General features: G+C 62.5%; 9 protein-coding genes. 2 read left to right on the top strand and 7 right to left on the bottom strand.

The window, feature by feature from the left end:
- Positions 1-32: 32 nt before the first annotated feature.
- The 5 genes from RIN13_RS02735 to RIN13_RS02715 form a co-directional block, all read right to left on the bottom strand.
- The gene (locus RIN13_RS02735) at positions 33-3047 is read right to left on the bottom strand and encodes an alpha-amylase family glycosyl hydrolase (RefSeq protein WP_375164650.1); all 3015 of its coding nucleotides are present in this window, start codon (positions 3045-3047) and stop codon (positions 33-35) included.
- Positions 3048-3396: 349 nt separating this feature from the next.
- On the bottom strand, positions 3397-3795 hold the full coding sequence (locus RIN13_RS02730; protein ID WP_309105794.1) for a YtxH domain-containing protein: 399 nt from the start codon (positions 3793-3795) through the stop codon (positions 3397-3399).
- A gap of 128 nt (positions 3796-3923) precedes the next feature.
- Positions 3924-4187, bottom strand: a complete 264-nt coding sequence (locus RIN13_RS02725) for a GlsB/YeaQ/YmgE family stress response membrane protein (RefSeq protein WP_309105793.1) — start codon at positions 4185-4187, stop codon at positions 3924-3926.
- 104 nt (positions 4188-4291) lie between these two features.
- The gene (locus RIN13_RS02720) at positions 4292-5122 is read right to left on the bottom strand and encodes an aldo/keto reductase (RefSeq protein WP_309105792.1); all 831 of its coding nucleotides are present in this window, start codon (positions 5120-5122) and stop codon (positions 4292-4294) included.
- 89 nt (positions 5123-5211) lie between these two features.
- Positions 5212-7761: a rhamnogalacturonan lyase gene (locus tag RIN13_RS02715; protein WP_309105791.1), complete on the bottom strand. Its 2550-nt coding sequence runs from the start codon at positions 7759-7761 to the stop codon at positions 5212-5214.
- A gap of 428 nt (positions 7762-8189) precedes the next feature.
- Between RIN13_RS02715 and RIN13_RS02710 the strand changes: the two genes are divergently transcribed.
- Positions 8190-8318, top strand: a complete 129-nt coding sequence (locus tag RIN13_RS02710; RefSeq protein ID WP_375164648.1) for a hypothetical protein — start codon at positions 8190-8192, stop codon at positions 8316-8318.
- Between the two features lie 66 nt (positions 8319-8384).
- On the opposite strand, the gene RIN13_RS02705 is transcribed toward RIN13_RS02710, so the two are convergent.
- Together RIN13_RS02705 and RIN13_RS02700 are read right to left on the bottom strand one after the other, a co-directional pair.
- Positions 8385-9356 carry an aldo/keto reductase gene (locus RIN13_RS02705; protein WP_309105790.1) on the bottom strand — a complete coding sequence of 324 codons (972 nt, stop codon included), beginning with the start codon at positions 9354-9356 and terminating at the stop codon, positions 8385-8387.
- Positions 9357-9366: 10 nt separating this feature from the next.
- Positions 9367-10230 (bottom strand): aldo/keto reductase, encoded by an 864-nt coding sequence (locus RIN13_RS02700; RefSeq protein ID WP_309105789.1) that lies wholly within the window; start codon positions 10228-10230, stop codon positions 9367-9369.
- Between the two features lie 237 nt (positions 10231-10467).
- Between RIN13_RS02700 and RIN13_RS02695 the strand changes: the two genes are divergently transcribed.
- Positions 10468-16512, top strand: a complete 6045-nt coding sequence (locus RIN13_RS02695; RefSeq protein ID WP_309105788.1) for an Ig-like domain-containing protein — start codon at positions 10468-10470, stop codon at positions 16510-16512.
- Positions 16513-16530 lie beyond the last annotated feature (18 nt).

Here is a 16530-nt window from a genome sequence, read left to right as displayed (position 1 = left end):
AAGACGTGGACGGAAGACACCGGGCTGAAACGTCAGACGGCCGTCATGACGTGGGTGACGTGGTCATACCGGAACGTCACCGGTCCGCCGTCGTGGTTCAAGGCGATGTTGGCGCCGGCGGGCGCTCCGCCAGCCCCATAGTTCACGTCCCAGGACCGGTTGAGCGCAGCCTTGAACTCGTAACTTCCCGCGGGAAGATCGGGAACAACCAGCTTCCACACCAGATCAGCCGGATCCAAAGCCAACTGGGCCTGGTCGCAGCCGGGCATCCAGTCCTCGGGGCACCCCAGTTCAGAATCGAGGCTTCCGGCCACGGCCACAGCGCCGGGCTGCTGCGAGGCGTAGACGGCGCTGATGATGTGTGTGCTGTGGTCATAGCGGAACGTGACGGCACCACCTGGATGCTCCAGCACGATGTTGGCACCGTTGAGGCCGCCGCCCGCACCGTAGTTCTCATCCCAGGTGCCGTTCAGCGCGGCCTTGTAATGGTAAGTTCCCGCGGGCAGGGACGGAATGGTGAGGCGCCAGACCTTGTCGGCAGGGTCAAGAGTCATGAACGCCGCCCCACAATCGGCCTGCCAGTCCTCGGCGCAGCCCATTGCCGAGTTGAGGTCGCCGGCCACGGTGACCGAATCGGGTTGCGGGATCTCGCCGACCACTACGGTCCGGACGTCGCTGGTCACTGTTCCGGCGCCGGCTACGTCCATGGTGGCCCGGTACCTCAGCTCGGTTCCGTCTGCCAGCCCCAAGGCCGCGATGTCATCGAACACCGTGTAGACGGGGGAGGAGCTGTCGCTGCCGATGGCCGTCCAGTCCCCACCGTCGATGCTCCGCTCAAATTCCACCACATGGTCGGCCTTTTCTGGGCTGGCGACGGCGCTGACTTCAACTCTCCCCTGGACGCTGCTTCCGGCCGCGGGCCTTTGCATGCTCAGGGCCGCAGCAGGAACAGTGCCGCTCTTCGCTTCGCTTGTAGACGAGTGGCCTCCGTTGTCCAGCACCACGGCGCGGTACTCCACGACGGTTCCGGTCTCCAGCGCCGCGACGTCATGGAACACCTGATACGGGGCGGTGTCATCGGTGCCGATCCGCTCCCATCCGACGTCGGACTTCCGTGCTTCGAAGGTGACTTCATAGAACGAGGAACCGTCGACGTCGGCCGCCACCTGAAGGCGCCCGTTGTCGCCTTCGGCGGGTTTTGGCTCCTGGAGGACGACGCCGGGAGCCGCCTTTGAGTGCGGAATGCGGCCTGAGGACTGGTACACCACCGCGGACAGCGGCGGAACGGTGACACTGAGCTCTCCGTTGGAGCCGGTCTTGGACTCTGCGGCGGCCTCTCCATAAATCTTCGTGAAGGTGCGCTTGCCAACGTATGTAGGAACGTTGGCCGTCTGGGGATGCTCGCTGTTGTTCAGGGCCACGACATATTCGCGCTGATCCTCGGCATCGATCCGGGAGAACGCGTAGATGCCCGGGCCATCGGAGGCATAGCGGTGCTGGTGTGCGCCGTCGCGGAGTGCCGGATGTTCCGTGGTCAGGGCAGCGAGTTCGCTGATTTTGCCGTACAGGGGGTGTGAGGTGTTGAAGTTGTCGGTGCTGTGGGTGGCGTCGGTGCCCAGGAGGTCGTCGTCAAGGTACTCGGGGACCTTGCTGGCGAACAGTGTCTGCCGGGCATCCTGGTCTCCACCGGGGCCCGTGAAGCCCTGTTCGTCGCCGTAGTAGATCACCGGGTTGCCGCGCGAGAAGTACATCAGCTCGTGCGCGAGGCTGTCGCGGGCAACTTTTTCGGCGTCGTCCGAACCCGGGTTGTCAGCACTGATGAAGCTGCCGATCCTGCCCATGTCGTGGTTTCCAAGGAACGTGGGCAGCTGATAGACGTTGGAGTCGGCGTCCGTGTACCAGTCGTCGCCGGCGAAGAAGCTTTCCAATTGTGCTGCGTCCTGGCTGCGTGAAGCGAAGTTGCGGGCAGCTTCCTGGAAGGGAAAATCGAGGACTGCCTGCATTTTGTTCCGGGTAGTGAACTGGGAGGTGAAGCTCTTGGTGGTATCGAATACCTCGCCGAACATGAAGAACTCGTCTTTGCCTTGTTCCTTGGCGTAGGCGAGCACATCCGGACCGAAATCCTGCCAGAACTCGTCATTGACGTGCTTCATGGTGTCGATTCGGAAGCCGTCCACGCCGAAGTCACGGATCCACGTCTTGTAGATCTCCTTCATACCGTTCACCACCGTGGGGTGTTCTGTAAACAGATCGTCCAGGCCGAAGAAGTCGCCATAGTAGGCGTCCTCCCCGGCGAAGGTGGTGTCACCCCTGTTGTGGTACAGCGTGGGATCGTTGAGCCACGCCGGGACCTTCAGGTCTTGCTCCCCGGCCTGGAGCTCGGGGGTGTAGGGAAATGAAGTGGCCGGATCCAGTTCCGGAAACTCCCCGGTTCCGGCGTAATCCCGGTCATCGAACTCCGCCCCGGCGGCGTTGACGTACGGCTCCACGTCCTTGGAGACGTACGCTGTGCGGTCGCCTTCCTCGTAGCCGATGACGTCTGCAGTGTGGTTGGTGATGATGTCGAAGTAGACCTTCATGCCCCGGGCATGGGCGTCGTCGATCAGAGCTTTCAGTTCGGCGTTGGTGCCCAGATGCGGATCAATCTGGGTGAAGTCCGTTATCCAGTAGCCGTGATATCCGGCCGATTTGTCCTCTGGCTGCACGGCCTTGTTCTTGAAGCTGGGGGTTAGCCAGATTGAGGTTGTGCCAAGCCCTTCGATGTAGTCAATCTGTTCCCGTAGGCCCTGGAGGTCCCCGCCGTTGTAGAAGCCCTTCTTGGTCGGTTCGAACCCGGACACCATCGGGTCCGGACCAAGGCCGCCGTCGTCGTTCTGGGTATTCCCGTTGCTGAAGCGGTCCGCCATCACGAAGTAGAACCGTTCGTCTGTTACCGGCGCCCTGAGGGAGTGGATCCCCGACGGCGACTGCGGATCCTCGGATTTCGGCCCGGCATGCGCTGTGCTCATGCCGGCAGCAGCAGTAGCGGCAGCCACGAGGAAGGTCATCCCTGTACGGAAGGCTATGCCCGTCCCTTGCTCGGATACTCGGTTTGGTCTGGGCTGCAAGAAGGGCAGGGAGCGGGAAAACACAATAGGGATCCTTCCGGTTAGCGGCGCTGCTGCGGCGAAGGGCAGAGTGAGACGATGTCATTATGGAGACCGGCTACTGAGAGCCAACTCACACTGTAAGCGCTTGCACCGACAATTTCCAGCAATTCCCCAGACGGTTGTGGGAGCCCCTATATTCTGGCGCTCAATTCTCAGCGGTGCGGCCAGCCGGGGATATCCGGCTGACCGCAGTGCCCAGCCGGTCTCACGCGGAAGACACTCGCGTGCCGTGGCTTATAGGAAGTTTTTAGATGTTCTTGCCGGGATCTACAGCCGGACCCTCGTCGCTGGAGGTGCCCAGGTTGGCGGTTTCCGGATGGGTACTGTGAGCGGGGATGCTGGTTTCGGTGACTGTGCCGCCGTCGGACTTGTGCCCGTTCGAACCGCCGGACTTCCCGTCATCCCGGTGCATGGCCGAACTGATGACCGTCCCCGCCCGCCTGGCTGCTTCCGTCAATTGGTCAGTGACCTCCGGCGCCTTTTCCTTAACTGCCTCGGTGGCCGCCGAAACTTTGTCCTGGACGGGCTTGCTGTCCCAGATACTTGCGGCCCGCGCCTTGATTTTTTCGTAGGCGGCGCGCCCTGAGCGTGAACCGAGAACGTATCCCGCGGCCATCCCTGTTCCGAAGAGAAGCTTTTTCTTCATGATGTACTCCTGCTCTGTGAGAAGGTTTTTTGTACCTGGCCCCAGCGGCTGCTATCAGCCATGCCGAGCCTTAGCGAGAAAACCGGCCCCAGGATGGTTCCTGGAGCCGGTTTCAGGCCGCACCGTGATTAGCGGTGCGAGCGCTTGGTGATCATGCCGTAGACCAGCAGTACGATGAGCGCACCACCGATGGCCAGCAGCCACGTCTGCAAGGAGAAGAACTCCTGGAGGCCGGTGCCGAAGATCATTCCGCCGATCCAGCCGCCGAGGATGGCCCCAACAACACCCAGCAGCAGCGTGATGAAGATGCCACCACCCTGACGCCCGGGGAGGACTGCCTTAGCGATGGCGCCGGCAATAAGGCCCAGAATCAGAAATGCGAAAAAACCCATTTTATCGTTCCTTCTTCTTAAGGAGGCACCCGGGTTGCCGGGTGCGCTTCATCCTTCTCCCCAATAGTAATCATGCTTAGTATTTTTTTGCCAGTCAGGCTGCCTTAGTGGCCCTGGATATCAGAGTCCACGCCCGCGTCAGGCCCGGCGTCCAGTGTTGCAATAGCCTCGAAATCCCGGTCATCGAGTTCGAAGTCGAATACCTCGAAATTTTCGCGGATACGCTGCGGATGCGCCGATTTTGGGATCGCCACCAGCCCCTGCTGAACGTGCCAACGGAGCACCACCTGCCCGGGAGTTTTGCCATGTTTTTCCGAAATGCGTGCCAGCACAGGCGCGTGAAGGAGTTCGCTGCTGGCGCCAAGGGGGCTGTAAGCGACCGCCTGGATCCCCTGCCGCGCGTTGTAGGACCGTTCGAAGGTCCTGGGGATCGCAGGATTGATTTGAAGTTGGTTGACGGCAGGTACAACCGTTGTTTCGCTGAGGAGAATATCAAGATGCGTAGGCTTGAAATTTGAGACTCCAATGGAGCGGGCTTTCCCCGTCGCCTGAAGCATTTCGAACGTCTTCCAAGTGGAGACGAACTCACCGCGTCGAGGGAGCGGCCAGTGGATGAGGAGAAGGTCCACAGAGTCCATGCCCAGCCGTTCCAGTGAACCCTCCAATCCTTCAACGGCCCGCTCTTGTCCTTGGAATTCGCCGTCGAGTTTTGTGGTCACGTAGATCTCGGAGCGGTCGATTCCGCTTCTGCGAATACCTTCGCCGACTCCCGCCTCGTTGCCGTACTTCACCGCAGTATCAATGTGCCGGTAACCGGCCTCCACGGCGGACACGACGGCGTCGGCCACCTCCTCGTCATTCAGCGGCCAGGTGCCGAACCCCAACTGGGGGATTTTGGATCCATCATTGAGCTCAATCAGGGGTGAAAGTGACATTTGAGCAGTCTCTCCTATGGCATCGCTTTTGCACACCCCCGGTTCCTTCCGGGAACCGGGGGTGAATAAACGAACCTGCGCTTCGCTGCCTACCTGCCCAGCATCTTCAGAATTGATGAAGCGTGATGTGTCAGTGTCCTCCGGGCGCTCTCCGACACGTGATCAGTCTGTTTCCGCTGGTCCAGGAAGGCTACAAATCTTTCGACTGCCGGTCCCGCCTGCTCTTCATCGCCCCGGGCAACAGCCGCTACGGCAGTTTGAAGAACTGCTGAGAGCTGCTTGGCGACGGGCCCGCTCACTTCACCGGATCCAACGAGGGCTTGGAGCCGGGACTGCAGGCCGGTGACGCTTCCCGGAGTCCACAGTGAGGGCAACGGAACCTTCGTGAAGTCCATGTCGGACGCGAAGTAGAACCCGGTGTAGGAAGGCTGGTTGTAGGTGGTGTTCTGCCGTGCCACCTCCGCGCGGTACTGAGCATCGTGCATCAGCGTGTACAACTTGTGCTGGGTGACCTCGGTGCTGAGATACATCCGGATGGCTGAACTGTCTGCTGTGCGGACCAGCAGTTCCTCGCGCCAGTCACCCAGAACGTCCGCAACGAGGGACGGGGTACCTTTGGTTCCGTTGTTGGTGCGTGTGCCGACGGCGCTGAGCAAAGTCCCGCGCTTCCAGTCCACAATCGAGGGGGTCTGGTCGCCGGAGCCGTTGATGATTTGCGTTGTCATGTCCGCGGCCCACTTGATGCTCATGTTGGTGCCCGGAGTGGCAGTCGGGGACAGCTTATCGCCGTCGGCCGACTGCATCCCGATAGCCCAGTTTTCGATGCCTCGGACGGCGGGATCGACGTCGCCGATCATGCCACGCCCCGTGTCCTTCCCCGAGTAGGCGCCGAAAAGCACCTCTCCTGTAGCGGCATCTCGCATGGCATAGCCGTAGGGCGCCCAGGAAGCGCCTTCGTGGACGGTGAAGATTTCCTTGCCGGGCCTGTCCGGATCAATGTCGGTGACGTGCATCGCGTCACCGTGGCCGAGGCGTGCCTGTTCCCCGGGCGCTGCACTTCCCGCCGGGAGCTGGTCGAAGGAGCTGTAGAGCAGCGAGCCGTCGTCGTCGATGGTTGCGGAGCCGTAGACGATCTCCTGTTTGCCGTCTCCATCCACGTCGGAGGCGCTCAGCGAGTGGAACCCCTGCGTGGTCAGTTTGCCGTATTCCGGATCGGTGCCGTCGCGGCCGTGAGGGGAATCATTGAAGGGATTCGTCATGGGAGTCCAGCCGCTGTCAATGTTCCAGACTTCACTGATGTTCCGGCCGTCCCAGGTGTAGCTGGCGAGGGTAGTGCGGGTGTAGTACCCGCGGGCAAAAACAGCTGCCGGCTTCTTACCATCGAGATAGGCAACGCCGGCCAGGAAACGGTCCACCCTGTTGCCGGGTTCAATCCGGCCCATGGCGTAATCGCCCCACATCAGGCCGTCGTCGTGGCGGTCCGGTTTGTACGCCACTGTCTGCAGTTCTTTGCCTGTGGCACCGTCGAAGACCGTCAGATATTCCGGACCGGACACGATAAAGCCTTCAAAGGCCCGCAGGTTGTTCCGGGAGCTGCGGGACGGGGCGTAGACGTCCATGAAGTAGTCGGTCAGGGCTTCAGCGTCGGATTCGGAGAGCGGGTACTGGTATTTGGGTGTCGTCCCGAAGGCTTCCTCAAGCGTTGAGGGCCAGTTGCCAGCCTTCACTTCGGGATGTTCCGTCCAGTTCTGGAACGTTTCAACCATATGCCGGTAGTAGTCCTCAGCACTCATGCGATAGTCGTCGGCATGCGAGTAGCCGGCCTCCTGATCTGCCTTGGGAAGCGAGATGAATTGTTCTTCCTTGACCGCTCCATCCGTGAAGGACACGGTCTTGGTGCCCGGGGCGGTTTTGAACATCATCTCGGAGCGGCCGTCGCCGTCGAAGTCGTTCACCAGCAGCTGCGTGTAGTGGGCGCCGGAGCGGATGTTGACGCCCAGATCGATCCGGTGAAGGAGCGTTCCGTCGGCCGTGTAGGTGTCCACGTAGGTGGCTCCTGTGTAGCCCACCTGTGAGACGTCCTTGGAATTGGAGGGGTCCCATTTGACGACGTACTCATACTGCCCGTCGCCATTGACGTCGCCCACACTCATGTCATTGGCGGAGTAGGTGTAAACCTCGCCTTTGGGCGTTGTTCCATTCGCCGGCTTCTTCAGCGGAAGGTCTTTGAAGTTGCCGGCCCAGGGCGTGACGTCCTCGCTGCGGTCTACTTCGTGGCCTGCACTGATGGCTGCAACCGAGTATTGAGAGGTGGCTGTTCCTGCAGGATCAAGGAAGTTGGTGCTGTCGGTGACGGTGGCAATTTTTTGGCCGTCCCGGTGTACGGCGAAGTCCGTTCCGGTCAGGCCTGTTGGGGACGCGCTGCTTGCTTCGTGGCCGAGGAGCCGCCAACTGAGGAAGACTCCCTCTGAGGTGCCGGCAGCTACCAGGCCGCGGTCCAGGTAGTCCAGTTGCACTCCGGAAGTGGCACGTCCGGAAGGTTCGACGGCGTTGGCGGGCACTCCTGTACAGCCCAAGGCCAAGGCGCTTGCGGCGGCAAGGACAGACAGATACCGCTTGGATATTTTGCTCGGATTCATCAGTGAATCCTTTCAATTACGAAATGGGAAAACGCTTCCCCAGTACCGTAATGGCGGCCGCGCCGCGGGTCAAGGGTTGCACTCGACCTGTCCACCCCGCCTGCTCCTGCTCCTGACGCTCCAGCCCAGTTACTTCATCTCAGAAGCCAATTTCGACGGCGGTTTGGTTGCGACACGCCTTGTGGGCGCTGGTAAGTGGGCGGGAAGGTCCTACGCGGTGGACGGGGTCCTGGGCCGGCGCTTTGGCTCGGGACTATGCACACGTCTGACCGACGTGGTTCTACCACAAGCAGGGGAGGTGTCAGCCCCAGCAGAGACAGAAGGGATGGCCGGCGGGATCCGCGTAGACCTGGAAGCCCTTCCTGCCGGCCGCTCTGGGGATCGCCCCCATCCTGGCGCCCCTGGCCGCGCTGGGCCTGGGCTTGATCATGGCCGGAGCCATCATCACCCACGCGCGACGCAAGGAATCGCAGATGGTGATCGTCAACGTCGTCCTGCTGATTCTGGCAGGCGCAGTTGCCTGGGGTCGGTTCGGCCCTTACGCTTTCTCCGCGTAGGCGCGCTCCCGGGAGCCCGCACCCGAGGCTGAGCCTAAGTCGTCGCTCGGCGACTAGCCCTCTGATTTACCAGGCGTAGTCTTCCGGGGCAGTACGGTGCCCCGGGAAAATGTCGTCGAGCCGCTTGATGGCATCAGCGTCGAGCTTCACGTCCAAAGACCGGAGAGCGGCGTCCAACTGTTCCTGCGTGCGCGGACCCACGATCGGGGCCGTCACCGCGGGTTGATGCAGGAGCCACGCGAGCGCCACGTCACCGGGTTCGTGGCCAAGGTCGTCAGCAAGATCCTCATACTGCTGGATCTTGTCCCGGTGTTTTGCAAGGGCCAGGGCCGCGCGTCCCTGGGTGCGGCGGACGCCGTCGTTCTCCTTCTTAAGTACGCCACCGAGCAGACCGCCTTGAAGCGGAGACCAGGGAATCAGTCCCAGCCCGTATTGCTGTGCAGCGGGTATTACTTCCAGTTCCACCGCTCGCGTGAGCAGGTTGTAAATGGATTGTTCGCTGACAAGTCCTGTGTAGTTGCGGCGGGCAGCGGATTCCTGCGCCTGGGCAATGTGCCAGCCGGCGAAATTGCTGCTGCCGGCATACAGGATCTTGCCCTGTTGGACGGCGACTTCCATGGCCTGCCAGATCTCGTCCCAAGGCGTGTCCCGGTCAATGTGATGGAACTGGTAAATGTCGATGTAATCGGTCTGCAGCCGCTTGAGGCTCGCGTCAAGGGCCCGGCGGATATTCAGGGCGGACAGCCTGGATTCATTGGGCCGATCGGTCATGGTGCCGTAGAGCTTTGTGGCGAGCACAGTCCTTTCACGCCGCTCGCCGCCCTGAGCGAACCAGCGGCCGATGATCTCCTCCGTCCAGCCTCGATGCTCAGCCCCGCCGTAGACGTTGGCGGTGTCGAAAAAATTGATCCCGGATTCAATCGCGGAGTCCATGATGGCATGGGCGGCGACTTCTTCGGTCTGCGGGCCGAAGTTCATGGTTCCGAGGCACAGGCGCGAGACGTTCAGGCCTGAACGGCCAAGGTGGGTGTACTGCATAGTCAGTTCCTTACATTTGCGTGAAGGCTGCGACGGCGGGATCGGAGCCAATGCGTGCCCCCGACTCCAAAGCCGTGATGGATTCCATTTCCGCCTGCGTGAGCTGGATGGACGTGGCAGCAAGGTTCTCGCGCATCCTGGCCGAGTTGGCGGACTTTGGGATAACAACCGTGCCTTGGGCGAGGTGCCACGCAAGGATGATCTGGGCGGGCGTGGCCCCATGGCTGGTTGCCCGTTCTCTCACCGTTGCGGCGTCAAGGTCTGTTCCCTGGCCCAGCGGGCTGTAGGCCTCAACGGCGATTCCCAATGAGCTGCACTTTGCTGCCAGATCCCGCTGCTGGTACGTGGGGTGGAGTTCGATCTGATTGAGGGCGGGAACCACTTCGGCATGCTCAAGGAGCGTGTCCACATGGGGTGACAGGAAGTTGGAGATGCCAATGGCCCGCGCCTGGTTGTTGGCATAGAGCTTTTCCATGGCCTGCCAGGCTTTGACGAAGAGTCCCTGGGAAGGAACCGGCCAGTGGATGAGGTAGAGATCCACGTAATCAAGGCCAAGTGCCCTGAGGCTGTTGTGGAACGCTGAAAGAGCTTGTCCCTGCTCTCCGTTCCGGAGCTTCGTGGTGACAAAGAGTTCTTCGCGCGGAACGCCTGAGGCTGCTATCGCCGCACCGACGCCGGCCTCGTTGCGGTAGGCGGCAGCGGTGTCGATGTGCCGGTAGCCCGCTTCCAGGGCATCCTCCACCACTCGCTGCGTCTCCTCAGGCGGGACCTGGAACACTCCAAATCCAAGTTGCGGGACCCTGACTCCGTTATTGAGGGCGATGTCCGGGATGAGGTTTTCCCTGGATTCCGCGCTGTTTGAAAATTCTGACATTGTTGGGCTCTTTCCGATGGACGGCGGTCTGAGAAAGCGTTTTCGCTGAGGCTCTGTATTGAGCCTAGGCAATTTCTGGTGCCGTGTCAGTAGGGGTGGTTCAGTTTTTCAAAGAGCAGCGGACCGGTTATGACGGGCCACCAAGTCCTGCTTCGGCTTCCGAATAGGCCCTCCATGGAACTGCCGATAGTATTCAGTTACCTATGGGATGGGGGAGCTATGGGGATTCGGTCTTGGGTGGAACGAAAGAGGCGTGTTGTTGCCTCGGCGACCACGTTTTCGACATTGGCGGTGGTTGCCGCAGCAGCTGTCATCTATCCGGGATTTACAGTCACCCAGGTTGACCTGAATGACGGCGGTGTGTGGGTCACCAACACCAGCAAGAACCTCGTGGGCCATTTGAACTTCCAGTCCAAGCTGTTGGATGGGGGCCTGATGGCCGCCAGTCCCGACTTTGACGTCCTGCAGAACGCCGGCACTGTGTTCCTCTCGGACCACAGCAAATCCACTCTCAGCCCCGTCAGCGTCACTGACGTGGTTCTGGGGCAGCCCCAGGCACTGCCCACCCCTGTGGCCGTGAGTTTCGGCCAGAAAGCAATTGCGCTCGCGAACCAGGAAAACGGCAGGCTCTGGGTTACTGACAGCAATGCCCTCGGCTCCTTCGACCCAGCCTCGTCGGAGCCTGTGCTGACAGACGCCAAAGGAGTGGTTGCCACCGTAGGTGCCAACGACGTTGTTTACGCGGCTAACCCGGCCAAGGGCGAGCTCACCACACTGCAGCTGGATAGCGCCGGAGCCATCGCCTCCGAGAAATCCGTCGAGTATGCCCTGCTCCGCAACATCCAGAACGCCCAGATCGCGGCAGTGGGGGACAAGCCAGTGGTACTGGACCCCGCAACCGGTTCCCTGTACCTGCCCGGTGGCAAGAAAGTGGCCCTGCCCGATCCCGCGGGCGCCAGGATCCAGCAGAGCGGCGCCGACGCGTCCTTCGTTGCCGTGGCCACTTCCAAAGCCCTCATCAAACAACCACTGGACGGCTCTGCGGCCATCGTCACGGACCTCGGCGCCACTGGAAATGCTGCCGCCCCGGTGCGTTTGGGCTCTTGTCTCTACGCCGCGTGGGCAGGGTCGCAAAAATACGTCCGCGACTGTGACAACCCCAACGACAACGCCCGCCAGGACATTCCGACGACCGGTGCCCGCGCAGACTTCGTGTTCCGCGTCAACCGCAATGTGGTGGTTCTCAACGACGTCTACTCCGGCGACGTCTGGCTGGTGACCGAGAACATGCGCCTCGTTTCCAACTGGGACGATGTGATCCCGCCACCGGACAAATCGGACGATCAGGACGAGAACGCAGCGGACAACAACCCGGTGAACACCCTGCCGGACCGCACGAAGGAAAACCGGCCTCCCACTGCCGTGGATGACCAGTTCGGCGTCCGCCCCGGCCGGACCACACTGCTGCCGCTCCTGGATAACGATTCCGACCCCGACGGCGATGTTCTCACCGCCCGTTTGCAGGGCGAGCCTCCCGCCGTCGGCTCTTTGCAGGCCGTCTACAACGGAACGGGAATGCAGGTGACCGTTCCAGCGGATGCCAGCGGGGCAGCGTCGTTCCAATACCAGGCCAACGACGGTCGCGGCGGAACGGCAACGGCCAGGGTCACGCTCACCGTCAAGGACCGGGCCACCAATGAAGGCCCCACGCAGAAGCGTGTACCCACCATCCTGCTGGAGCAGGGCAAGAGCATCAGCCAAAACGTTCTCACCGACTGGATAGACCCCGACGGCGACGACCTCCTGCTGTTGGCGGCAACCGCCTCCAGCGAGGGGGACCAGGTTCGGGTCCGTCCCGATGGGCAGCTCACCTTCCAGGACGTGGGCACCAGCCTGGGCCGGAAAGAAGTCGTACTGGTGGTATCGGACGGCCAGGCTCAGACGGAGGGCAAGTTGATCGTGGACGTCCGGGCCAAGGGCAGCCTCCCGCCTAAAGCCAACGCGGACCACGCTGCCGGCATTGCCGGACAGGATCTGGTGGTCTCTCCGCTGGGTAACGATGTTGACCCTGCAGGCGGCACCCTCCGCCTCACCCGGGTGGACACTCCTGCTGACCTCAGTGTCACGCCGGACTACCAGTCAGGCACCTTCCGCTTCCGTGCCGCAAACCCTGGAACGTACTACCTCACCTACCTTGTCACGAACGGGCCCGAGAGCTCCGCGGGGCTCATCCGCATAGAAATCAGTTCTGCCGGCGCAAGCGCCGAGCCGCCGGTGGCAGTGGCAGACCTTGCCCTGCTTCCGGTGGGCGGCGAGGTGCTCATAGATGCCCTGGCCAACGACTCTGATCCAGCGGGCGGCGTACTTGTCATCCAATCGGTCAGCCAGCCAAAGAGCACCGCCATCGGCATCGCAGTGCTGGACCACCACATCCTGCGCATCACTGATGTCCGCGGCCTTACCTCACCTACCAGCTTCACCTACACGGTCTCCAACGGAACAGCCAGCGCGACCGGTGAGGTGACAGTGGTGCCTGTGCCGGCACCCAGCAAGCTCCTGCCGCCGGTGGCCACGGCCGATGAAATCACCGTCCGCGCCAACGACGTCGCCACTATCAGCGTCCTGGCCAACGACAGCCACCCCAACGGCTCCAAGCTGAAGCTCAACCCCGTCCTGATCCAGGGCGTGGACCCGGCCCAGGGGCTGCTCGCAGTCTCGGGCGACGTGTTGCGATTCAAGGCCGGCCCCACCGCCATGACCGTCCACGCCATCTACGCCGTGACGGGACCGGACGGCCAGGAAGACTCCGCCCAGGTGACTATCCACATCCGCGGCGGCGGGGCGGAACAGAACTCGCGCCCGCTCCCGCAGAAGGTCACCGCCCGGGTCATCGCAGGTAAGACTTCACGCATCAGTATTCCGTTGGACGGCATCGACCCGGACGGCGACTCCGTGACGCTGATCGGCCTGGAGCAGGCTCCAGGCAAGGGCACCGCCATGGTGGGCGCCACCTGGATCGAGTACACCGCCTCGCAAAAGGCCTCCGGCCAGGACCTGTTCTCCTACGTGGTGGAGGACCGTTTCGGTGCCCGCTCCACAGCGTCGGTGGTGGTGGGCATTGCCCCTGCCTCCGGCAGCAACCAGAACCCGGTAGCGGTGGAGGACACAGTCACGGTGCTGCCGGGACGCCACATTGCAGCCGACGTGCTCTCTAACGATGCCGACCCCGACGGCGACCCGGTGAGCCTAGCGAATGGTGGGCTGGAGGCCGCCGCTGAACTGGCTGCTGAGGTCAAGGACGGCCGCGTCCAACTGACCTCCCCCGCTGCGCCGGGAACGGTTATTGTCTACTACGGCATCACGGACGGGCGAGGTGGCGCCGCCGTCGGAACCCTTAAGGTGGTGGTCCGCAGCGATGCTCCCCAACTGCCACCCATCGCCCGTGACGACCGCGTGACCTTCGCCGAGACGCTGGGCAAGACCGTGGTGGATGTCCCGGTCCTAAAGAACGATGAGGACGCTGACGGTGTGGCCGGCGAGTTGGCAATCAGCTTCCCGCAACCCGCCCCCACAGCACGGGTGTCCGGTACCGGAACGGTCTCGGTGACGCTCGGCGATGAAGCCCAGATCATCCCGTACACGGTCACAGACGTGGACAAACTTTCCTCCACGGCCTTCATTATGCTCCCCGGACTGAAGGACCAAGGCCCGGCCCTGAGGAGCAGCGCCCCGCTGGAAGTGGTCAGCGGCCAGCTGCTCACCATGAACCTGCAGGAACTGGTAGTGGTGCGCGCGGGCAAGACTCCGCGCATCACCCAGGACACGAAGGTCCGGGCAGTGGCCTCCAATGGCGCGCCGCTGGTCAAGGACGGGACAACACTGGTGTTCACCTCTGCGGACGATTATTCCGGCCCGGCCGCCGTGAGTTTTGAAGTGACCGACGGGGCCAGCGTTGACGATCCGGATGGCCGGGTGGCAATGCTTACGTTGAGCATCCGTGTGCTCCCGGACCCCGCCCGGAATCACGCCCCTGTCTTTCCTGGCAGCAGCCTGGAAACCGCAGTGGGCGAGGAAGCTGTCCTGGACCTCCGTCAGGTGGCCAGCGACGTGGACGAGGCGGACAAGGATAAACTTGCCTTCGCCCTGTCCGGGTCATCTCCCGCGGGCATCAAGGTTGCCCTGGACGGCGGCACCCTGAAGGTAACGGCCGACGACGTTGCCACCAAGGGCGCTACCCTCACCCTGGCTCTTACTGTCACTGACGGACGCAGTGCCCCGGTTGGCGGCACCGTCACAGTCCAGGTGGTGGCGTCCAAGCGTCCCCTTGCCGGAGTGAATGACGACGTGGTGGCCAGCGCCCGCGCAGGCCAGGCCGAGCGCGTGAATGTGCTGGAGAACGACAGCAATCCGTTCCCCGAGTCGCCGCTGAAGATCCTCAGCGCCACAGTGGAAACCGGCACCGGTAGGGCCACCGTGGAAGGTGATGCGGTGACAGTGACGCCAGCGGACAACTTTGTTGGCACCATGGTTGTGCGCTACCGGGTTCAGGACAAGACCCAGGATGCCGAACGCGAAGTTGATGGCCGCGTCCGGCTGACCGTCAAGGACAAGCCCGACGCTCCTGCCACGCCGACCGTGAGTGAAGTGCGGGACCGGACAGTGGTCCTGAACTGGTCCCCGCCGGCCAACAACGGTTCGCCCATAACCGGTTACAAAGTGTCCGGAAGCAGTGGCTTCTCCCAGCAATGCCCGGCAACCACGTGCACCCTCAGCGGGCTCACCAACAACGTTGAATACACCTTCACAGTGGTTGCCACCAACGAGGTTGGAGACTCCGCGGCGTCGCCGGCCTCCGCTCCCGCCCGCCCTGACGCGAAGCCAGACGCCCCGGCCCCGCCCACCCTGGTGTTCGGAGACAAGGAGCTCGCGGTCAAGTGGGCTGTGCCCAACAGCCCCGGCTCGCCGGTCGAGTCCTACAACCTGGAGATTTCACCCGCACCCCCGGGCGGGAACGTCCGGGTCAGCAACATCGCAGGCACGTCATTTCAGTGGACTGGACTGCAGAACGGTACCCCCTACCAAGTGCGGGTCCAGGCTTCCAACAAGGCGCCGGATCCGTCGGACTGGAGCGCGTATTCAGCCAGCGGGATCCCGGCGGGTCTGCCCGGAGCGCCGGGCAAGCCCAGCGCCACGCGTTCCACTTCGGGTGGATCGGAGTCCATCATGACCGTCAGTTGGGCCGCGGCACCGGAGAACGGCGCGGCTATCGACACGTACACAGTGACCGCCGAACAGGGTGGCGCGGTGGTCTCGAGCAAGACTGTGTCCGGCAGTCAGCTGGGCGTGGCGATGACGGTGGGCAACTCGGACACGGACTACTCGTTCAGGGTGGTGGCCCAAAACAAGGCGGGCAGCTCCGCGGCCAGCCCGCCATCGGATCCCAAGCGTGCGTTTGGCGCCCCCGGGGCTGTGCCAGCAGTGCAGGCGGATCCATTGGACAACGCCGTGCAGCTGACCTTCCAGCCCGCAGACGGAAACGGGGCCACGCCCACGTACCAATACCAGGTCAATGGCGGCGGCTTCCTGACGCTCCCGGCAGACAAGGTGGTCCGGAGCGGGGTGCCTAACAACGGGAACTACACCATCGGTGTGCGGGCCGTGAACAGCTTGGACGGTGCCACTCACGAAGGTCCGGTAACCAACTCCAACGCGGTGGCGCCCTACGGAAAACCGTTCGGGGCCAGCGTCAACGCGGTAACCGTGGCGACGTCGGTCCGTTTCGACATTGGTTCCGTGGCTAACAACGGCCGTTCCGTCGTTGGCTTGGACTATCAGACCTCCGACGGAAAATCCGGGACTCTAGGCGCCGGCGGCGGGTCAGTCACGGCAGGTAACGGCTATGACCAGTCCGTTTCGATAACGGTGACCACAGTGGACGACTTGGGGCAGCGCACCGCGGTGAACGCATCAGGCCAGACGGCCCCCGCGAAGTACATGACCGTGCAGAACGGTCCCAAGAGTCCTGGGACTTGCGAATGGCCGACCAACAGCACTACGGCATCTGATACTCGAGCGAACTGTGCCGCAGGCGGTGGTCAGTTCGTCGAGGAGGGAACCAAGGTCCAGCTCCAATGCGTGACGAACGGTGCGCCGTACAGGATCTATGACGGCAACACCGGCCAGGACACGGGCACTACCAGCACGGTTTGGTACAAGGTCATCAACAATCTCTGGATCCGTCCCAGTGACGGTCCCGTCGACTCGGGAATCCCTCCCTGCTGAGGCTTGTTTGAGGCTTTG

It is taken from the genome of Arthrobacter sp. (assembly GCF_031179985.1).
GTDB lineage: Bacteria > Actinomycetota > Actinomycetes > Actinomycetales > Micrococcaceae > Arthrobacter.
This window is presented reverse-complemented; position numbering and strand designations above follow the sequence as displayed.